Here is a 19,964-nt window from a genome sequence, read left to right as displayed (position 1 = left end):
CGGCGGGCGGTGCCGCCGGGCCGGAGGGGCCCCCTCCCCCGTCGACCGGCGGAACCCCCGTTACCGCCGGCCCCGTGTCCCCGGGCGTCGTCATCGACGGCCCGGGGAGTTCGGCGCGTGGTGGACGTTCTTGTCACCGGCCACCTGGTCCCCGTGCACCACGCCCGCGTGGAAGACCACTCCGCCGGTCGGCGCCCCGCCGGAACCGGGGGCGGGAGCGGGAGCGGCGGGAGCGGCGGCGGGGCCGGGACCGAGCCCGGTTCCGGGGCCGGAACCCCCGTCCAGCCCGGGCGGAGCCGGGTAGCCGGGCACGGTGATCCAGCCGCGGGCGGGGATGCCGTGCTTGGCCTCGAAGCCCACCGGCAGGTAGGCGGCCGGGTCGACGGTGCGGTACTCGTGCCGGACCACGGCCTGGTAGACCTCGTCGGAGACGATGAACGCCAGGTTGGCCCGGCCCGCCCGGGCCAGCACCTCGCGCAGCGGCGCGGCGTCGACCAGCCGGAAGGTCCAGTTCACCGCGTCGCCCGACCAGCCGTCCGCGTCGCCGCTGACCAGCCCCTGGTGCAGCGCGACCCGGAGGCGCAGGGCATGCGCCTCGTTGAAGATCCGTGCCTTCTCCGCCAGGCAGTCGTCCAGGGCCCGGACGAGCGCCCCGGCCAGCAGCACCGGCGAGACCTGCGGCTGTACCAGGACCAGCACTCCGTCGCCGCGGTCCTCGGTGGCGACGGCCCCGTCCGGCAGACCGGCCTCCGCCAGCGCGTCCCGGAGCACCTCGTACATCGCCTGCCGCAGCGACCGCTGGACGGGGTTCGGCCGCGTGCTGAACCCCTCGATGTCGAGCACCACGATCCAGTGGTGCACGGCCGCCAGTGTCATCCCGGCTCCTCCCGGCTCGGCGTCGACCAGTACCCCATTGGTACGCCACCGGGAGGCACACTTCTGCGCCAAATGGCGCACAGACGGCACTTTCTGACGTCACGCCAGGTGGCAGGTCGCGGGCATCGGCCAGGGTACGAAGGATGCCCGGGCACCGGCTCGGCCTTGTCCGGATCGTTACGCCCCCCGACCGTGCCCGCCCGTACGCACGCCCCCGCGTGCGCCCCGGCGCACAGTGCCTTTCGCCCGCGCCCCCGAAGAGACCTCTCAGACCACCGGCGGCGAGGCCGCGCCCGAGAGGGCGACGGCGACGAGGGCGCGCATGGCGCAGGCGGCCTGGCCGAGGGGCAGGGTGGCGTCGTCGGCGAAGAGTTCGACGAGCCAGCCGCCGGCCGGGTTGTGGCCGCCGGCGGCGACCATGCCGCGGTAGCCGGAGACCACGAGCATGGCCTCCTCCGCCGGGTCGTTGCCGGCCGCCCCGGCCCGGAGGGCGAAGGCGCCGCCGCGGACGGCGCGCCGGGTCATCGGGTAGTGGCGCAGGTCGAAGACGGCGTCGGGGGCCTCGATCTGGGCCCGCTGGGTCTCGGCGCGGGCGCTGCTGGGGCCGCTGGTCATCCGGTAGACGGCGTGCTGGGCGGTGCGCATCAGGTGGGAGCCGGGTGGGACGTAGGAGACCCACCAGCCGACGGCGTCGAGCAGCCGGGCGGAGGTCTCGGCGATGACGACCAGCTTGCCGAGGGTGTCGGCCGGGTGGACGACCCGGGCGGCGGCGGCCCGGTCGAGGGCGGCGAGGACGGCGGTGAGCAGCTGACCCGGGTCGGCGCTGTGGGCGGCGCCGCGGAACCGGCGCCGGTCCCCGGTGCCGATCCGCCCGCCGGTCCGCCGCCCGTCGGCCCGGTGGTGCGGGTCGGCGGCGTCGGCGAGCAGCACGGTGGGGTCCGGCGAGAAGCCGGGGCCGTGGCTGCGACCGGCGACGACGGGGTGGGCGGCCCGGGCGGCCTTGGCGCGGTACTGGGCGGCGTCGGCGAGCCGGAAGAGCCGGTCGGGGGTGGTGACGGGCCCGATCGAGTCCCCGGTGGAGGCGACGCCGCAGGCCACGCCCTCGCCCTCGGACAGCGCGAGGGCCCGGGCGCAGAGCTCTTCGGCGACGGCCACCACCTCGTCGGCCTTCTGCCCCTCCACCAGCAGGCAGAACTCGTCGCCGCCGAGCCGGGCGGCGAGGCTGCCGGGGAGTTTGGCGGCGGCCAGCGAGAGCTGGTGGGCGAACCGTTCCAGCAGCCGGTCGCCCATCTCGTGGCCGAGCTGGTCGTTGACCCGCTTCAGCCCGTTGACGTCGCAGACGACCAGGGAGACGACGGTGTTGTCCCGGTTGTGCGCCTCCAGCGCGCTCTCCAGCCGGGTGTCGACGGCACGCCGGTTGGCGAGGCCGGTGAGCGGGTCGGAGAAGGCGAGCCGGCGCAGGTCGGCGAGGCGTTCGGTCTGGGCGAGCCCGGCCGAGACCTGGGCGGCGAGCAGGGTCGCGTAGTCGGCGTCGGCCTCGGTGAACTCGGGCATCCCGACCGACCTGGCGAGGTAGAGCTCGCCCCAGGCCTGCCCGTGGAGCACGATCGGCGCGACCACGCAGCAGGCCCGCCCGCGCCGGCGCAGCGCGGCGGCGCGTTCCTGGCAGTACGCGCCGGCGGTCGGGTGTGCGTGCCCGGGGTGCGGCGCGCTGTTCTCGGCGGTCTGCAGCCAGGCGCGCGGCAGCCGCCCGGTGGTCCAGCGCTCGTCCAGGTAGGTGACGATCTCGGGGAAGTCGGCGACGGGGTAGGACTCGTCCTCGGGCAGCTCCTCCTCGCCGGGGGCGAGCTCGCCGTGGTTGACCAGGACCCGCAGCCGGCCGGATTCGCGGTCCCAGACGGAGACCGCGGCCATGGTGGCGCCGAGCGCCTCGGTGGCGCGGGCGGCGGCGGCCCGGACGGCTTCCAGCGGGGTGAGCGCGCCGGCCATGTCCTGGGCGAGCTCGACCACGGACTGCAGCCTCAGGTCGGGCAGCGGGTCGCGGTGCCGCGAGCCGCCGCAGTCGCAGCCGCGGTCCGTCATGATCGCCTCACTGCTCACCGGCTCGCCTCGCTCCCTGTGCTCGGTCCTGCCAGACCCCCGTCGGCCGGCCGCACCCGACCGGTCGCTTGCACCAAGACTATGGCGGTTTCGCTCGGTTATGCCCCGTTTGCCCGGACCGGGCTGCTCCAGAACGTACGGGTTTCAACCGTTCGGCACCCGACGACCCCGCAAGCACCCACCCGACGTACCCACCGGACGCACCCGCCAGAAGCACCCAGCGGAACCACCCACTGGTACCTCCCCCAGCGGACGTACCCACCGGAAGCGGGCCTAGTCCGCCTTCAGCCGCCGGGTGAGCAGCCACGGCTCGACCAGCCCGAGCCCCCGCACCGGGCGGCGCCACATCGGCTGGAGGTGGAACCGCGCCCCGGCGTCCGGCCCCGGCATCGGCAGCCCGGAGGCGGGCATCCCGGCGGCGGCCGACAGTGCCTCGGCCAGGCCGGGCCCCTCCGAGTCGGCCGGGGCGACGCTGCCGTTCTGCTCCAGGGCGGCGGCGAACTCGCCGTCGATCAGCACCGCGTCCTTGGGCGCGATCGAGGTGAGCCGGCTGGCCAGGTTGACGGTGGTGCCGAAGACGTCGCCCATCCGCGAGGTGACCGTGCCGAAGGCCATGCCGACCCGCAGCGGCGGGATGGGGTCCTCCTCGGCCAGCGCCTCGATCAGGCCGAGCGCGATCTCGGCGGCGGTCGCCGGGTCCTCGGAGACGTAGAGGATCTCGTCGCCGAGGGTCTTGATCACCCGGCCACCCTGGCCGACGATCAGGTCCGAGCAGGTGTTCTCGAAGGTCTCGACCAGCTCGCCGAGCTCCTCCTCCTCCAGCCGCCGGGAGAGCCGGGTGAAGCCGACCAGGTCGGCGAAGCCGACGGCCAGCCGCCCGCTGGTGATCTCGTTGTCCTCGGCGGCCTGCACCACCCGGCCGGTGACGGCCGCCAGCTGGCGCCGCCAGACGTACACCAGGAACTGCTCCAGCTCCGGCAGCAGCAGCTCGACCAGCGGGTACGCGACGTCGGCGCGGGTCAGCCCGGGCTCGACGGACTGGGTGAGGTTCTCCAGGAAGGTGTCCATCTGCCAGCCGGCCAGCCGGGCCGTGGTCTGGCCGGTGGAGCGGGCCACCTGGATCGCCATCGACTCGCTGAGCAGGCCGGACTCGACCAGGCCGGCCAGCCGGCGCAGCGCGATCACGTCGCCGTCGGTCAGCGCCCGGGACTGGCCGATGTCGGGGAAGCCCATGGCGCGCCAGAAGCGGGTGGCCAGCTCCATCGGGACGTCGGCGGCGCGCGCGGCCTGGTACGGGGTGTAGCGGCGCGGCGCGTCCAGGATCAGGCGTTCCAGTTCGAGCGCGACCGTGGGGTCGTTGGTACCCGACGTCGCGCCGCTGCTGCCGTCCTCTGCCACCGGTCCGTCCCCGTGCGGTCGCCGCACTCGCCTCGTGTCCTACCTGTCCGGGCCCGCCGCCCGCCACCCGTGCGGGCAGTGGCGCGCCTCACACCGCTGCCAGGTGGAATGTTCGCACGGAATCTCCGGATCCGGGGCATCAGCCCGGGTCAAGGAGAGGTGAAGACTGCCGTTCAGCGGGCTTCGGGGCGTACGTGGACGACGTCGCCCGCGCCGACCGCCCGGCGTGCGCCGTCGGGCGTACGGACCACCAGGCGCCCGTCGCCGTCCACCGCCACCGCCTCGCCGACCAGTTCGGTGTCGCCGGGCAGGTGCACCTTGACCGGGCGGCCGAGCGTGGTGCAGCGGTCCACGTAGGCGCGCAGCAGGTCGCTGGCGTGCGGGTCGCCGGCCGCGGCCGTCCACTCCCGGTACAGCACGGCGAGTTCGCGCAGCAGGGCCCGCAGCAGGGTGCCCCGGTCGGTGGTGGCGGCGCCGGCCAGCGCCAGCGAGGCGGCGGTGGGGACGGGCAGTTCCTGCTCCCGCAGCGAGACGTTGAGGCCGAGGCCGACGACCACCGCGCCGCCGGCCAGCTCGGTGAGGATCCCGCCGATCTTGCGCTCCGCGCCGTCGATCTCCACCTGCAGGTCGTTGGGCCACTTCAGCCCGACCTCGACCTCGGCGACCCGGTCCAGCGTGCTGGCCGCGGCCACCCCGACCAGGATCGGCAGCCAGCCGTAGCGCTCGACCGGCACCTCCTCGGGGCGCAGCAGGAGGGACAGGAACAGCCCGGAGCGGGCCGGGGCCGTCCACTGCCGGTCCAGCCGCCCGCGGGCGGCGCTCTGCGCCTCGGCCACCAGCACCGCTCCCTGGGCGGCGCCGGCCCTGGCGCGGGCGGCGAGGTCGCTGTTGGTGGAGCCGGTCTCGGTGACCACGTCCAGGGAGGTCCAGAGCCCGCCCGGAACGACCAGGTCGTGGCGCAGCGCCTCCTCGTCCAGCGGCGGCCGGTCCAGGTCGGTCCAGGGCGACGGTCCGGTACGGCCGAAGCCGCGCAGGCCACTGCGGCGGGGGGTGTCGGGTGCGTCCATGGGGGCAACCCTAGGACGTGGGCGCAGGCGTGGGACGTAGGCCGCCCCATCGTCCCCCAGAACGCGCGTCGACACACTGTGTCGATGGCCATAACGCCAGGACATGACGGATGGCCCCGCGTGCTGGCTACGCTACCCAACGGTAGTTCGCAGCGCCGCCCTGCCCTCATGCGCGGGCCCCACCTCCGGCCCGCGCGCACTCGAACAGGTCGCGGCCCATGGATCAGGGAGAGCCACCGGAATGACCGAGGCGCCGTACGACCCCCACACCACCGCCGGCAAGCTCGCCGATCTCCGGCGCAGGCTGGACGAGGCGGTGCACTCCGGCTCGGCCAAGGCCGTGGAGAAGCAGCACGCCAAGGGCAAGTTGACCGCCCGCGAGCGGGTCGCGGAGCTGCTGGACGAAGACTCCTTCGTGGAGTTCGACGAGTTCGCCCGGCACCGCTCGACCAACTTCGGCCAGGAGAAGAACCGCCCGTACGGCGACGGCGTGGTGACCGGCTACGGCACCGTGGACGGCCGTCAGGTCGCCGTGTTCGCCCAGGACTTCACCGTCTTCGGCGGCTCCCTGGGCGAGGTCTTCGGCGAGAAGATCGTCAAGGTCATGGACTTCGCGCTGAAGACCGGCTGCCCGGTCATCGGCATCAACGACTCGGGCGGCGCCCGGATCCAGGAGGGCGTGGTCTCGCTCGGCCTGTACGGCGAGATCTTCCGCCGCAACGTGCACGCCTCGGGCGTCATCCCGCAGATCTCGCTGATCATGGGCCCCTGCGCGGGCGGCGCGGTGTACTCCCCCGCGATCACCGACTTCGTGGTGATGGCCGACCAGACCTCGCACATGTTCATCACCGGCCCGGACGTGATCAAGACCGTCACCGGCGAGGACGTCGGCATGGAGGAGCTGGGCGGCGCCCGCACCCACAACACCAAGTCCGGCAACGCCCACTACCTGGCCGCGGACGAGAAGGAGGCGGTGGAGTACGTCAAGAGCCTGCTCTCGTACCTGCCGTCCAACAACCTGAGCGACCCGCCGTCCTACCCCGAGCAGGCCGACCTCGCGGTCACCGACGAGGACCTCGAACTCGACACGATCGTGCCGGACTCGGCGAACCAGCCGTACGACATGCACAAGGTGATCGAGCACATCGTCGACGACGGCGAGTTCCTGGAGACCCAGCCGCTGTACGCCGGCAACATCATCACCGGCTTCGGCCGGGTCGAGGGCCACTCGGTCGGCATCGTCGGCAACCAGCCGATGGACCTGGCCGGCTGCCTGGACATCAACGCCAGCGAGAAGGCGGCGCGCTTCATCCGCACCTGCGACTCCTTCAACATCCCGGTGCTGACCTTCGTGGACGTGCCCGGCTTCCTGCCCGGCACCGAGCAGGAGTGGGACGGCATCATCCGCCGCGGCGCCAAGCTGATCTACGCCTACGCCGAGGCCACCGTGCCGCTGATCACCGTGATCACCCGCAAGGCCTTCGGCGGCGCGTACGACGTCATGGGCTCCAAGCACCTGGGCGCCGACCTCAACCTGGCCTGGCCGACGGCGCAGATCGCCGTCATGGGCGCGCAGGGCGCGGTCAACATCCTGCACCGCCGGGAGATCGCCGAGGCCGAGGCGGCCGGCACCGTCGAGGAGAAGCGGGCCGAGCTGATCGCCTCGTACGAGGACACCCTGCTGAACCCGTACCTGGCGGCCGAGCGCGGCTACGTCGACGCGGTCATCGCGCCCAGCGAGACCCGCCGGCACATCGTCCGGGGCCTGCGGGCGCTGCGCGGCAAGCGCGAGGTGCTGCCGCCGAAGAAGCACGGCAACATCCCCCTGTAGGCCCCTTCCCTGTCGGGAGAGAACCAGCCATGTCCCCGATCCACGTGCTGCACGGGCAGCCGACCCCCGAGGAGCTGGCCACCGTTCTGGCGGTGGTCCAGGCCCGGGCCGCCGCCGCGCACGCCGCCGCCGAGGCGGCGCGTCAGGCCGGCGCCGGCCCGGCCTCCCCCTGGAACGACCGCTCCCGCCTGCTCCGCCCCGCCCTCCACCCTGGCGTCAACGCCTGGCGGACCTCGGGCTGGGCGCGCTGAAACACCCGCCGCGGAGCAGGAAGTCGAACAGATCGACTTCCTGCTCCGCACTCTTTTCAGGCCCGCTTCCGCGCCCGTTCCCGCCGCCCGGCTTGCCCGAAACCTGAGTACGGATACTCAGGCGCCCGGCCCGGGCACGGCGCACTCTGGACGGGTGCTCTGGTCAGACCCCCGCGACGAGCCCTCGCCCGAGGCCCGTCGGATGCAGGAGCGGATGCAGCGGGCCGGCAAGGTGCTCGCCGCCATCGTGCTGGTGGGCTCCGTCCTGCTGATGATCGCCCGGGCGTTCACCTGAGCCGTTCACCCGAACGGCGGACACCGTCACCCCCTACCCTGGTGGCCATGACCGACCAGCGCACCCTCGTCCTCGCCTCCGCCTCCCCCGCCCGCCTCGGGCTGCTGCGCCAGGCGGGCCTCGACCCGCGCGTGGTGGTCAGCGGCGTCGACGAGGACGCGATCACCGCCGCCACCCCCGCCGAACTCGCGCTGGTGCTGGCCGAGGCCAAGGCGAAGGCCGTCGCCGCCGCCCTGACCGACGGCGAGCTGGTGATCGGCTGCGACTCCGTCCTGGAGCTGGACGGGCAAGCGCTCGGCAAGCCCGCCGACGCCGCCGAGGCGCTGGCCCGCTGGCAGTCGATGCGCGGCCGCGCCGGGGTGCTGCGCACCGGCCACTGCGTGATCGACACGGTGACCGGCCGGCAGGCCTCGGCCACCGCCTCCACCACCGTCCGCTTCGGCACCCCGGACGACGAGGAGATCGCCGCGTACGTGGCCTCCGGCGAACCGCTGCACGTGGCCGGGGCGTTCACCCTGGACGGCCGCTCGGCGCCGTTCGTCGACGGCATCGACGGGGACCCGGGCAACGTCATCGGCCTGTCCCTGCCGCTGCTGCGCCGCCTGCTCGCCGACCTCGGCCTGCGCATCACCGACCTGTGGACCACGTGACCTGTGGACCACGTGACCTGCCACATCCGGCCGTTCGGCCGCTGAGCTGACCGCCGTTCGAACCGGGGAGGGACCGCGGCGATGACCGACAACGTGCTCAACGTGGTGCTGGGCCTGGTGGCCAGTGCCATCAGCGCCGGCCTCGGCTGGCTCGCCCAGGCCCTGCGGCGGCGCCGGAGGGTCGAACAGGTGCGGGAGTTCTTCGGGTTGCCGGCCGGCGGCGAGTGCCTGGTCGTGGTGCCGCGCAGCATCGGCGAGGGCTCGGACGCCGGTACCGTGACCCGCCGGGACGCCTACGCGCTGATGGCGCTGGCCGGGCTGGTGGAAAGCTGCGGGGCCAGGGCGGAGATCGTCGCGCACGACTCGGCGAATCGGGGCATCGGGGCCAGGACCGAGTTCTGCATCGGCGGCCCGGTCAGCAACGAGCGGACCGCCGCCCACCTCGCCTGGGGCCTGCCGGGCGCCCTGGTCACCTCCGGCGCGGACCCGGGCAGCAACGTCATCGTGGTGGGCGACCGCGACTTCACCGCCGACCAGGAGCAGGTGCACGCCCTGCTGGCCCGGATCGCCACCCCGGAGGGGGGCCGTCCGGTGTTCCTCGTCGCCGGCCAGACCGGCACCGCCAACCAGGCGGGCGTGCGCTACCTGGTCGCGCACCACCGCGAACTCGCCCGCGCGCACGGCCGCAACGGCACCTTCGCGGTCGTCCTGCGGGTCGTCAAACCCAAGGCGTACGGGCCGGATCTGGTCGAGGTCGCGGCCGACGTGACGGCCGAGGCCGTGCAGCGGCCCGGCGCCCGCTCCGGCGCCGCTTGAGCGGTCCGCGCGAGAGTGTGGCCCATGCCACCGTCCCGCCACGCCGCCGCCTCGTCACCCGCCGTGGCCCCCACCGTTGCGACCCCGCCCGCCGCGACCTGCGGAGTCTTCGTACCGGCCGGTAGCGGGGCGTCCGATCCCATCACCGAGCGTGTGGGATAGTTCACAACCGGGGGCTACTCGCCGGTACTGCCCAGGAATCCATAAACTCAACGAGGTTCAAGAAGGGAGCCACAGTGCGCAAGGTGCTCATCGCCAACCGCGGGGAAATCGCCGTCCGCGTCGCCCGGGCCTGCTCGGACGCCGGTATCGCCAGCGTCGCCGTCTACGCCGAGCCGGACCGGGATGCGCTGCACGTCCGCGCGGCCGACGAGGCTTACGCGCTGGGCGGTGACACCCCCGGTACCAGTTACCTGGACATCGCCAAGGTGCTCAAGGCCGCCGCCGACTCCGGGGCCGACGCCGTCCACCCCGGTTACGGGTTCCTGTCGGAGAACGCCGAGTTCGCCCAGGCCGTCCTGGACGCGGGCCTGATCTGGATCGGCCCGCCGCCGCAGGCCATCCGCGACCTCGGCGACAAGGTGACCGCCCGGCACGTGGCGCAGCGCGCCGGTGCCCCGCTGGTCGCCGGTACCCCGGACCCGGTCTCGGGTGCCGACGAGGTCATCGACTTCGCCCGGGAGCACGGCCTGCCGGTCGCCATCAAGGCGGCCTTCGGCGGTGGCGGCCGCGGCCTCAAGGTCGCCCGCACGCTGGAGGAGATCCCGGAGCTGTACGAGTCCGCGGTGCGCGAGGCGGTCGCCGCCTTCGGTCGCGGCGAGTGCTTCGTCGAGCGGTACCTGGACAACCCGCGGCACGTGGAGACCCAGTGCCTGGCCGACAAGCACGGCAACGTGGTGGTCGTCTCCACCCGTGACTGCTCCCTGCAGCGCCGGCACCAGAAGCTGGTCGAGGAGGCGCCCGCGCCGTTCCTGACCGCCGAGCAGAACGCCGAGCTGTACCGGGCGTCCAAGGCCATCCTCAAGGAGGCCGGCTACGAGGGCGCCGGGACCTGCGAGTTCCTGGTGGCGCAGGACGGCACGATCTCCTTCCTGGAGGTCAACACCCGTCTGCAGGTGGAGCACCCGGTCACCGAGGAGGTCACCGGCCTCGACCTGGTCCGCGAGATGTTCCGGATCGCCGACGGCGAGGAGCTCGGCTACGGCGACCCCGAGGTGCGCGGTCACTCCTTCGAGTTCCGCATCAACGGCGAGGACCCGGGCCGCAACTTCCTGCCCGCGCCCGGCACCGTGACGCTGTTCGCCCCGCCGTCGGGCCCGGGCGTGCGCCTGGACTCCGGCGTGGAGACCGGCTCGGTCATCGGCCCGGCCTGGGACTCGCTGCTGGCGAAGCTGATCGTCACCGGCCGCGACCGCAAGCAGGCCCTGGAGCGGGCCCGCCGCGCGCTGAGCGAGTTCAAGGTGGAGGGCATGGCCACCGCCATCCCGTTCCACCAGGCGGTCGTCACCGACCCGGCGTTCGCGCCCGAGGTGCACGGCAGCGAGGGGCCGTTCACGGTCTACACCCGGTGGATCGAGACCGACTTCGACAACACCATCGCGCCGTTCGCCGGTGCGGCCGGTGACGGCGAGGAGGCCGAGGGCCGGGAGACCGTCGTGGTCGAGGTCGGCGGCAAGCGGATCGAGGTCTCGCTGCCGTCCTCGCTGGGCGCCGGAGCGGCCCCGGCGGCCGGTGCGGGGGTCGCCGCCAAGGCCAAGCGCCGGGTGGGCGCCAAGAAGGCCGGTTCGGCCGTCAGCGGTGACACCCTGGCCTCGCCGATGCAGGGCACCATCGTCAAGGTCGCCGTGGAGGAGGGCCAGGTCGTCGCCGAGGGCGAGCTGATCGTGGTCCTGGAGGCGATGAAGATGGAGCAGCCGCTGAACGCCCACAAGGCGGGCACCGTCACCGGTCTCAAGGCCGAGGTCGGCGGGAGCGTCAGCAGCGGCGCCGCGCTCTGCGAGATCAAGGACTGACGTCCTCGGAGCTCCGACCGGTCCGTACGCCCCTCGGGGTGTACGGACCGGTCGCGTTCTACGGGTCCACGGGCCTGCGAATCGGCTCAGCGGCCGCGCGGCAGGCCCATCTCGGCCAGCCGGACCGGCATCCCGCCGGGGCCGACCGCCCCGCCCGGGCCGCCGTGCGCGCCGGGGCGGCGCTGGCCGGGCAGCGGGGCGCCGCCGGGGGCGGGGCGGTGCGGCGGGCCATCGGGCCGGGCTGGGTCTGGTGCACCGGGCCGCTGCCGGTGCCGTGCACCGGGGCGTCGCTGCTGGGTGCCGCGCCGAGCGGCGCCAGGTCGATCTGCACCCCGCAGTCGGCGATCGCGTCCAGCTCGCGGGCGGTGGCGTCGTCCGCGGTCGCGTGCTCGTCGGTGACCAGCCGGGTGATGGTCTCGGTGGCGACGGTCGGGAACATGCTGTCCGTGCCGAGCTTGGTGTGGTCGGCGAGGACGATGACCTCGGCGGCCGACTGCACCAGTGCCCGGTCCACGCTCGCGGACAGCATGTTGGCGGTGGAGAGCCCGCGTTCGGCGCTCAGCCCGCTGCCGGAGACGAAGGCCTTGGCGACCCGCAGCCCCTGCAGCGACTGCTCGGCGCCACTGCCCACCAGCGCGTAGTTGGAGCCGCGCAGGGTGCCACCGGTCATCACCACCTCGACCCGGTTGGCGTGGGCCAGCGCCTGGGCGACCAACAGTGAGTTGGTGACGACGGTCAGCCCGGGCACCCTGGCCAGCCGGCGGGCCAGCTCCTGGGTGGTGGTGCCGGCACCGACCACCACCGCGTCCCCCTCCTCCACCAGGCCGGCGGCGAGGTCCGCGATGGCGCTCTTCTCCGCCGCGGCCAGGTGGGTCTTCTGCGGGTAACCGGGTTCGCGGCTGAAGCCGCCGGGGAGCACCGCGCCGCCGTGCCGGCGGTCGAGGAGCCCTTCTGCCTCCAGCGCCCGCACGTCACGACGCACGGTCACTTCGGAGGTCTGGACGACGCGGGCCAACTCCCGGAGCGAGACAGCTCCGTTGGCGCGCACCATTTCGAGGATCAACTGGCGACGTTCTGCTGCAAACACAGAACCGACGGTAACCTGCGTGACCGTCTGCTTTCAGGCGTTTGCAGCTGGTAGCGAGAATTGCTCACGCACGAGCGGCGCGTGACCGTACAATACGCGCCGTCAATAGCCCGGGACTGCGCCCGCCGTACGGGTGAAGGACCGTCATGCGCGAGGGGCGGCCGCCGATCGGCGACCGCCCCTCAACTGTGCGCCGGAGGCTCAGGATTCGCCGTCGGCCCGCTTGCGGATGTGCAGCTGCCGGGCGGCCTCGGCGGTCGAGCCGGAGACCGACGGGTAGACGGTGAAGGCGCTGGCCACCTGTTCGACCGTCAGATTGGCGTCCACCGCGAGCGAGATCGGGTGGATCAGCTCGCTGGCCCGCGGGGCGACGACCACGCCGCCGACCACGATGCCGGTGCCCGGGCGGCAGAACAGCTTCACGAAGCCGTCCCGGATGCCCTGCATCTTCGCCCGCGGGTTGCCGCGCAGCGGGAGCTTGACCACGACGGCGTCCATCTTGCCGCACTCCACGTCGGCCGCGGTGTAGCCGACGGTGGCGATCTCCGGGTCGGTGAAGACGTTGGAGGCAACGGTCTTGAGGTTCAGCGGCTGCACCGCGTCGCCGAGCGCGTGGTACATCGCGATCCGGCCCTGCATGGCCGCCACCGAGGCGAGCATGAAGACGCCGGTGCAGTCACCCGCCGCGTAGACGCCGGGGGCGGTGGTGCGGGAGACCCGGTCGACCTGGATCTGACCCCAGTCGTTGAGCTTGATCCCGGCCTCCTCCAGGCCCATCTCGGAGGTGTTGGGGATCGAGCCGACCGCCATCAGGCAGTGCGAGCCCTCGATGACCTTGCCGTCGGCCAGGGTCACCTCGACCCGGTCGCCGATCCGCTTGACGCTCTCGGCGCGCGAGCGGCCCATCACGTTCATGCCGCGGCGGCGGAAGACGTCCTCCAGCACCTCGGCGGCGTCCGGGTCCTCGCCCGGCAGCACGCGGTCGCGGCTGGACACCAGGGTGACCTTGGAGCCGAGCGCCTGGTACGCGCCGGCGAACTCCGCGCCGGTCACACCGGAGCCGACCACGATCAGCTCGCGGGGCAGCTCCTCCAGGTCGTACACCTGGGTCCAGGTGAGGATCCGCTCGCCGTCCGGCTGGGCGTCGGGCAGCTCGCGCGGGTGGGCGCCGGTGGCGATCAGCACGGCGTCGGCGCGCAGCGACTGCACGGTGCCGTCGGGCGCGTCCACCAGGACCTCGCGGGAGCCGTCCACGGCCTGCCCGCCGGTGCCGAGCCGGCCGCGGCCGCGCAGCACGGTGACGCCGGCCCGGGTGACGGACTGGGTGATGTCGTGGGACTGCGCGATCGCCAGGCGCTTCACACGCCGGTTGACCTTGCCCAGGTCCACGCCGACGACCTTGGCGGCCTGCTCGTCCGGGGGCGTGTCGTCCGCGACGATGATGCCGAGCTCTTCGTACGAGCTGTCGAAGGTGGTCATCACCTCCGCGGTCGCGATCAGCGTCTTCGACGGAACGCAGTCCGTGAGCACCGCCGATCCACCCAGACCGTCGCGGTCGACGACGGTCACCTCCGCGCCGAGCTGTGCGGCGACCAGGGCCGCCTCGTAGCCGCCGGGTCCGCCACCGATGATCACGATCCGAGTCACGTTCTCCATTGTCCCGTACGCCGGGAGCGCCGCCACGCCGGGGTCCGAGCTCCTGTGCGAAATCCGTGACCGGCCGCGAACTCCGGCCGCCCGCCGCCCGGCTACGCTGGCCCCCATGCCCCTTTACGCCGCGTATGCCACCAACCTCGATGCCCGGCAGATGACCCGCCGAGCCCCGCACTCCCCCCTGCGCGGCACGGGCTGGCTGGACGGCTGGCGGCTCACCTTCGGCGGCGAACAGCTCGGCTGGGAGGGCTCGCTGGCCACCGTCGTCGAGGACGGCAAGGACCAGGTCTTCGTCTCGCTGTACGACGTCTCGCCGATGGACGAGGACGGCCTGGACCGCTGGGAGGGCGTCCAGCTCGGCATCTACCGCAAGATCAAGCTGCGCGCGCAGACCCTGGACGGCGACATCCCGGTCTGGACGTACGTGCTCAACGACTACGAGGGCGGCCTGCCCGCGGCCCGCTACCTCGGCCTGATCGCCGACGCCGCCGAGAGCGCCGGCGCCCCGCACGACTACGTCATGGACCTGCGCCGCCGCCCCTGCTAGGGCCCGTCAGGGCTTCGCGGCCCAGCTGCGCGCGGTCTCGGCCAGCACGCCGGCCACCACCGCACGCCGGGCCGGCTCGGTGCGCAGCCCGTTGCCGAGCTCGACGTGCAGCCACGGCACCCCGGCCCCGGATGCGAACCGGCCCTCGACGTTGGTGGTGCCCTCCAGCTGCCCGCACTTCTCCCGCCAGGCCCGGCAGACCGCGAACCCGGCCCGGCCGAGCCCGGCGGCGGTGAGCTCCGCGGCCGGCCCCGCCTGCCCCGCGCCGCCGGAGACCACCGCGTCCTGCCCGGGCAGACTGCCCTCGTCGAAGCCGTGCACCTGGATGCCGGGCAGGCCGCGCCCGGTGAGCGCCTCGACCACGGCGGCGAAGACGGTGTCGGAGCGGTGCGCGACGTCGGAGGAGCCGTCCGCCCCGGCCTTGCGGTGCGCCCCGGCGAGCACCAGCACCCCGCCCGGCGCGGCCCGGAACAGCTCCACGCCGAGCGCCTCGGTGCGGGCGTCCGACACCGGGTGGGGCACCTGCACGGTCCAGTACGGCCGGGCCGAGAGGTCCAGGTAGACCCGGCCCCAGCCGCGGCTCCCGACGGCCGGGGCGTCTGCGGTCTCGGCGATCTCGGCCACCCGGCGGCCGGTCGCGGCCTCGGTGAACTCGGTGAGCCGGTAGCCGACTCGGGCCAGCGCGCGGCCCGCCTGCTCGGCCTGGCCGTCCATGGCGCCGAGCACGCCCTCGGCCACCGCCCGGCGCTGCGCAGCGTCCGGCGCGGTGTACGGGCCGTCCGCCGTGAAGTCGGCGGTGAAGCCGTCCACCCGGGCCGCCAGGTCCACCGGCACCGGCCCCGACGGCGTGCCCCGGGCCACCCGGGGCCGCTCGTCCTGGCCGCGCGCGGCCAGGGTCAGCACCCCCGCCAGCGCGGCCAGCACCAGCAGCACCGCCGCCGGCAGCAGCAGCGAGCGTCGCGAACCCCGAGTCTCCATGGCGGTCGAACCTACCCTGCCCGCCCCGGTGACCATGATCCGCGCCGAGTCGGGAGAAATCGACACCGAAGCGGCACCCGATCGCAACCGACATGTGACAACTTTTGCGAAACCTCTTCGTACGCTGGTCCCGCTTGACCATTTCTTGATCATCGCTTGACCGGGAAGGCCGGCCGCCTCCCGGAGCGGGCGCGCCGAGCCCGGAGGAGAACGAGGCCCCTCGTGAGCACGGCACCCAACCCGCCGCGGCAGCACCGCTACCGCCGCCGGGCCGACATGCCGCTGCTCGGAGGCATCCGCCCGCCCATCGCCCTGCTGGTCGTGCTGCTGCTCGCGGTCGCCGCGATCACCGCCCTGGCCGTCGGCGGACTGCGCGTCGACGACACCCCGCAGGCCGTCCGGGAGTCCCACCAGTACGCCGCCGAGGACACCGCCGCCTCGCTGCGCGCCGGGCTCCACGAGAGCGCCACCGACCTGCGCCGGGCCGCCGCCCGCTACGAGGGCGCGCCCGCCGAGCCCGCCGCCGTACTGACCGCGCTCGGCCAGGCGTACCACAAGTGGCGCGGCACGGTCGTGGTCCGCCCCGACACCGGCCGGCTGCTGGCCGCCCGCGGCGAGACCGTCCCGCTGGCCGGGCTGGACCTCAGCAAGGTCACCGACACCGCGCCCGCCCCCGTCCTGGTGCCCTCCACCGCCGGCACCCGGCTGCTCACCTTCGCGCTGGTCGCCACCAAGGCCGACGGCCGCGCCCTGCTGGTCGCCTCCGACAACCTGCGGCTGCCCGGCATCTCCACCCGCAAGGAACAGACCATCCAGGTCCTCGACGCCACCGGCGCCGTCCTGGACACCACCGGCGCCGCGCTCACCGCCGAGGGCGACCGCAGGCTGGTCGACACCGCCCGCGAGCGCGCCGCCCGGCAGCACCCGGCCCCCGGCGAGACGGCCTCCGGCAGCCTGGCCGGCAGCCCCGACGACAAGGGCGTGCGCCGGGTCGCCGGCTGGGCCGCCGTCGCCGCCCCCGGCGGCCACGACCAGGCCGCCCCGCTCGGCCTGACCGTGGTCTCCACCAGCACCGTCGACGGCAGGCCCGGCAGCCTGCGCCACCCGATGCTCGGCCTGGCCGCCGCCGGCGCCCTGGTGGTGCTCGCGCTGCTGCTCGCCTGGTACCTGATCCGCAGCCTGCAACGCCCGCTGCTGGGACTGTTCCTGGAGTCCCGCCGGCTCACCCGCGGCGACCGCCCGGAGCAGCCCGTACGGGGTCCGAAGAGAGGCGAGGCCGGCCGGATCGCCCGCGCCCTGGAGGAGCTGCGGCAGCAACTCCTCGACCCGGCCCGCCCGCCGGCCCCCGCGCCCGCCCGCGGCCGCCGCCCCGGCACCGCGCTGCCGCTCGCAATCTGCGCCGTCCTGGTCCTCGGCTGGTCCGGCCCGCTGCTCTTCCTCGGCGGCAACGACCCGACCGTACGGGTACCCACCCAGGTCGTCGCCGGCCAGCGCGACCGCACCGACACCGCCGCCGACCGGATCCGCCAGGCGCTCAACGAGGGCTACGCGGACCTGCGTTCGCTCGCCCCCTCGCTCGCCGAGGCCTCCGTCGGCAAGGCCGACGCCCTGCTGCAGGCCACCCTCGCCGAACACGACCGCTACCGCTCGCTCTACGTCCTCGGCGCGAACGGCGAACTCCTCGCCCACGCCGGCGAGGCCCCGCACCGCACCGGCCCGGAGGCGCTCGGCGCGAGCGGGGTGCTGCTGCTCAACAGCTCCGGCAAGGAGCCCCGGATCGCCGCCCGCGCCGCCCTCGCCGCCGCCCCGCCCGACGCCGAGACCGAGGACGCGCCGGAGCCCAAGGGCCCGGTCCTGGTCGGCGAGTTCAAGACCGGCTTCCTCAGCGGGCTGCTGGTCCGCCCGGGCCTCGGCCGGGTCTGGCTGCTCGACGACCGGCAGCGGGTGCTCGCCGCCAACGAGGGCTACAGCTCCTTCGGCGAGCTCCCGGACGGCCGCGCCCGGAAGGTCCTCGCGGACGCCAAGAAGTCCGCCGCCGCCGACGTCCTGCGCGACGGCGACGACCCGACGCTGCTCGCCGCCGCCCCGCTCGGCGGCAACGGCAGCGTGGCCAAGCTCGGCTGGTCCGTGGTCACCGCCCACCCGGTGGCCTGGCTGCACCTCGACCAGAACCGCGCCGACCGGCGCGCCGTGCTGGCCGGCATGCTCGGCCTCACCGCCGCCGCGCTCTGCCTCGGCTGGCTGTTCATCGTCGTCGGCCTCCCGCTGCGCCGGCTCGCCGCGAGCGCCGAGGCGCTGGCCGCCGGGGACCGCCGCACCGTGCTCTACCCCGTCCACCACGACGAGGTCGGTGCCGTCGCCCGCAGCCTGGAGCTGATCCGCCAGGAGCTGGTGCGCGCCGAACTCGCCGAGCGTGCCGTCCGCCGTACCCCCGCCACCGCCCGCTGAGCCCCGCCCGAAGGACCTCCCCGTGCTCTTCCTCTACGTCGTGCTGCTGGTGTGCTGCGCCGTGCTGCTGGTGGCCGGCATCGTCGAGCAGCGCCGGCACTTCACCGCGCTGGAGCAGATCCCGACCCGGGTGCTGGTGAACGGGATCCGCGGCAAGAGCTCGATCACCCGGCTGTGCGCGGGCGCACTGCGCGGCGGCGGGCTGGTGACGGTCGCCAAGACCACCGGCACCGCGGCCCGCTTCATCCACCCGGACGCCACCGAGGAGCCGGTCTACCGCAAGTTCGGCATCGCCAACGTCGTGGAGCAGATCGGCATCGTCCGCCGCGCCGCCACCTACCGGCCGGACGCCCTGGTGATCGAGTGCATGGCCGTCATGCCCGCGCTCCAGGAGGTCAACCAGACCAAGCTGATCCGCTCCACCATCGGCGTGCTCTGCAACGTCCGCGAGGACCACCTCGCCGAGATGGGCCCGACCCTGGACGACGTCGCCCGCTCGCTGTCCCGCTCGATGCCGGTCGACGGGGTGTGCGTGACCGCCGAGCAGGAGCGCGCGCACATCCTGCGCGCGGAGGCGGCCAAGCGGAACTGCGAACTCGTCGTGGTGGATCCGGAGTCGGTCACCGACGAGGAGCTGCGCGGGTTCAGCTGGTTCACCTTCAAGGAGAACGTGGCGATCGCCCTCGCCGTCGCCGAACTCCTCGGCGTGGAACGGCAGACCGCGCTGCAGGGCATGTGGGCCGCCCCGCCGGACCCGGGCGTGCTCTCGGTCGAGCGCTACCGGACCGCGGACGGCAAGCGGTTGCGCTTCGCCAACGTCTTCGCCGCCAACGACCCCGAGTCCACGCTGATGAACGTCCGCCAGCTGGAGGGCCTGGGCGCGATCCACCGCCCGCTCAACGTGGTCATCAACTGCCGCCCCGACCGGGTCGAACGCAACGGCCAGATGGGCCAGATCGTCCCGAACCTCGACCCGGACACCGTCTTCCTGATCGGCCACCCCACCAGGAGCGCCCGCGACGGCATCCCGGCCGGCTGGTCGGGCCGCGTGGTCGACCTCGGCGGCGACAAGCGCGACCCGGCGCAGCTCACCGCCGACCTGCTGGCCGAACTCGGCCCGGACTCCTCGCTGGTGGCCGTCGGCAACATCCACGGCCAGGGCGAGCTGTTCCTGGAGGAGCTGGCCCGGCTCGACCCGGACGACAGCCCGGACGCGCCGGAGGCACCGGAGTACGCGTACCACGAGCCCGAACCGCTCTACCCGGAGCCGGAGCCGTACCCCGGGCCGTACGCCGAGCCCTACCCGTACGCCGAGCAGTACCGCCACGCCGGGCAGGCCCCCTACGCCGATCCGTACCCGTACCCCCCGCAGGCCCCGTACGCCGAGCCGGTGTACCACCCCGAACCGCTCCCCGACTCCTGGTTCGACCCCGACCACCGCACCGCCGCCCCCTACGGAGACCAGCCGTGATCCCCACCGAGCTCACCCCCGAGATCGCCGCCATCGGCATCGCGCTCGGCCTGGTCTTCTCGCTGGTCTGCTACCTGACCACCAACCTCTCCCCCGGCGGCATGATCACCCCCGGCTGGCTGGCCCTCACCCTGGTCGAGTCGCTGCAGCGGGTGGCCATCGTGATCGGCGTGACGGTGCTGACCTACCTGGCCACCCGGGCGGTCCAGAAGCTGGTGATCCTGTACGGCAAGCGGCTGTTCGCCGCCGTGGTGCTGATCGGCGTGCTGCTGCAGGCCACCGTGATGCTGGTGCTGCAGCGCGAACTGCCCACCCTGTACGCCAACCAGACGCTCGGCTTCATCGTCCCGGGCCTGATCGCCTACCAGCTGGTCCGCCAGCCCCGCGCGGCGACCCTGATGGCCACCAGCACGGTGACGCTCGCCAACTACGTCGTCCTCACCGCCGGCGTCCTGCTCGGCGCCCTGCCCGGCACCTGATCGCC

The 19,964-nt window shown here is 74.0% G+C and carries 17 protein-coding genes and 1 pseudogene; 11 read left to right on the top strand and 7 right to left on the bottom strand.

What is annotated here, in order from left to right; genetic code table 11:
* Positions 1 to 90: 90 nt before the first annotated feature.
* The 4 genes and pseudogenes from CRP52_RS19660 to CRP52_RS19645 all read right to left on the bottom strand — a co-directional run bounded on the left by CRP52_RS19660 (position 91) and on the right by CRP52_RS19645 (position 5,441).
* Positions 91 to 876, bottom strand: a complete 786-nt coding sequence (locus tag CRP52_RS19660) for a hypothetical protein (RefSeq protein WP_097237595.1) — start codon at positions 874 to 876, stop codon at positions 91 to 93.
* A gap of 837 nt (positions 877 to 1,713) precedes the next feature.
* Positions 1,714 to 2,865 (bottom strand): annotated as a pseudogene (locus tag CRP52_RS39685) (diguanylate cyclase domain-containing protein); the annotation flags it as partial.
* A 384-nt stretch (positions 2,866 to 3,249) separates the two neighbouring features.
* Complete coding sequence (locus CRP52_RS19650; protein WP_097237594.1) at positions 3,250 to 4,374, bottom strand: adenylate/guanylate cyclase domain-containing protein; 1,125 nt, start codon at positions 4,372 to 4,374, stop codon at positions 3,250 to 3,252.
* A 173-nt stretch (positions 4,375 to 4,547) separates the two neighbouring features.
* A complete protein-coding gene (locus CRP52_RS19645) occupies positions 4,548 to 5,441 on the bottom strand; it encodes a biotin--[acetyl-CoA-carboxylase] ligase (protein WP_097237593.1) in 894 nt (297 codons plus the stop codon).
* A 241-nt stretch (positions 5,442 to 5,682) separates the two neighbouring features.
* Between CRP52_RS19645 and CRP52_RS19640 the strand changes: the two genes are divergently transcribed.
* The 6 genes from CRP52_RS19640 (at position 5,683) to CRP52_RS19620 (ending at position 11,296) form a co-directional block, all read left to right on the top strand.
* Positions 5,683 to 7,272, top strand: a complete 1,590-nt coding sequence (locus CRP52_RS19640; protein ID WP_097237592.1) for an acyl-CoA carboxylase subunit beta — start codon at positions 5,683 to 5,685, stop codon at positions 7,270 to 7,272.
* Between the two features lie 29 nt (positions 7,273 to 7,301).
* Positions 7,302 to 7,523, top strand: coding sequence for an acyl-CoA carboxylase subunit epsilon (locus CRP52_RS19635; protein ID WP_097237591.1), 222 nt, complete (start codon positions 7,302 to 7,304; stop codon positions 7,521 to 7,523).
* A 154-nt stretch (positions 7,524 to 7,677) separates the two neighbouring features.
* Positions 7,678 to 7,818, top strand: coding sequence for a morphogenic membrane protein MmpB (gene mmpB / locus CRP52_RS38340; RefSeq protein ID WP_179852854.1), 141 nt, complete (start codon positions 7,678 to 7,680; stop codon positions 7,816 to 7,818).
* A 47-nt stretch (positions 7,819 to 7,865) separates the two neighbouring features.
* The gene (locus tag CRP52_RS19630) at positions 7,866 to 8,468 is read left to right on the top strand and encodes a nucleoside triphosphate pyrophosphatase (protein ID WP_097237590.1); all 603 of its coding nucleotides are present in this window, start codon (positions 7,866 to 7,868) and stop codon (positions 8,466 to 8,468) included.
* Between the two features lie 81 nt (positions 8,469 to 8,549).
* A complete protein-coding gene (locus CRP52_RS19625) occupies positions 8,550 to 9,284 on the top strand; it encodes a hypothetical protein (RefSeq protein WP_097237589.1) in 735 nt (244 codons plus the stop codon).
* 236 nt (positions 9,285 to 9,520) lie between these two features.
* Entirely contained in the window at positions 9,521 to 11,296 is a 1,776-nt protein-coding gene (locus CRP52_RS19620) for an acetyl/propionyl/methylcrotonyl-CoA carboxylase subunit alpha (protein WP_097237588.1), read from the top strand.
* A gap of 58 nt (positions 11,297 to 11,354) precedes the next feature.
* On the opposite strand, the gene CRP52_RS19615 is transcribed toward CRP52_RS19620, so the two are convergent.
* Entirely contained in the window at positions 11,355 to 12,347 is a 993-nt protein-coding gene (locus tag CRP52_RS19615; RefSeq protein WP_257033094.1) for a DeoR/GlpR family DNA-binding transcription regulator, read from the bottom strand.
* Between the two features lie 237 nt (positions 12,348 to 12,584).
* Positions 12,585 to 14,039: an NAD(P)H-quinone dehydrogenase gene (locus tag CRP52_RS19610; protein WP_097237587.1), complete on the bottom strand. Its 1,455-nt coding sequence runs from the start codon at positions 14,037 to 14,039 to the stop codon at positions 12,585 to 12,587.
* Between the two features lie 106 nt (positions 14,040 to 14,145).
* Here CRP52_RS19610 and CRP52_RS19605 point away from each other — a divergent pair, with 106 nt between their 5' ends.
* Complete coding sequence (locus tag CRP52_RS19605) at positions 14,146 to 14,583, top strand: gamma-glutamylcyclotransferase (RefSeq protein WP_097237586.1); 438 nt, start codon at positions 14,146 to 14,148, stop codon at positions 14,581 to 14,583.
* 6 nt (positions 14,584 to 14,589) lie between these two features.
* Here the strand turns inward: CRP52_RS19605 and CRP52_RS19600 are convergent, their stop codons facing one another.
* Positions 14,590 to 15,561, bottom strand: coding sequence for a hypothetical protein (locus CRP52_RS19600; protein WP_097237585.1), 972 nt, complete (start codon positions 15,559 to 15,561; stop codon positions 14,590 to 14,592).
* A 28-nt stretch (positions 15,562 to 15,589) separates the two neighbouring features.
* Between CRP52_RS19600 and CRP52_RS39680 the strand changes: the two genes are divergently transcribed.
* From CRP52_RS39680 to CRP52_RS19585, 4 genes are all read left to right on the top strand, one after another.
* A complete protein-coding gene (locus CRP52_RS39680) occupies positions 15,590 to 15,721 on the top strand; it encodes a hypothetical protein (RefSeq protein ID WP_257032662.1) in 132 nt (43 codons plus the stop codon).
* A 62-nt stretch (positions 15,722 to 15,783) separates the two neighbouring features.
* Positions 15,784 to 18,009: a cache domain-containing protein gene (locus tag CRP52_RS19595; protein WP_257032661.1), complete on the top strand. Its 2,226-nt coding sequence runs from the start codon at positions 15,784 to 15,786 to the stop codon at positions 18,007 to 18,009.
* A gap of 22 nt (positions 18,010 to 18,031) precedes the next feature.
* Positions 18,032 to 19,480 (top strand): poly-gamma-glutamate synthase PgsB, encoded by a 1,449-nt coding sequence (gene pgsB, locus CRP52_RS19590; RefSeq protein WP_097240194.1) that lies wholly within the window; start codon positions 18,032 to 18,034, stop codon positions 19,478 to 19,480.
* A complete protein-coding gene (locus CRP52_RS19585) occupies positions 19,477 to 19,959 on the top strand; it encodes a poly-gamma-glutamate biosynthesis protein PgsC/CapC (RefSeq protein ID WP_097237584.1) in 483 nt (160 codons plus the stop codon). Before pgsB ends, CRP52_RS19585 begins: the two co-directional genes overlap by 4 nt.
* Positions 19,960 to 19,964: the final 5 nt, after the last annotated feature.

The sequence above is a fragment of the Streptomyces sp. 1331.2 genome (assembly GCF_900199205.1).
Classification (GTDB): domain Bacteria; phylum Actinomycetota; class Actinomycetes; order Streptomycetales; family Streptomycetaceae; genus Kitasatospora.
Note: the sequence above shows the minus strand (reverse complement) of the source record. Positions and strands in the feature narration are given on the sequence as shown.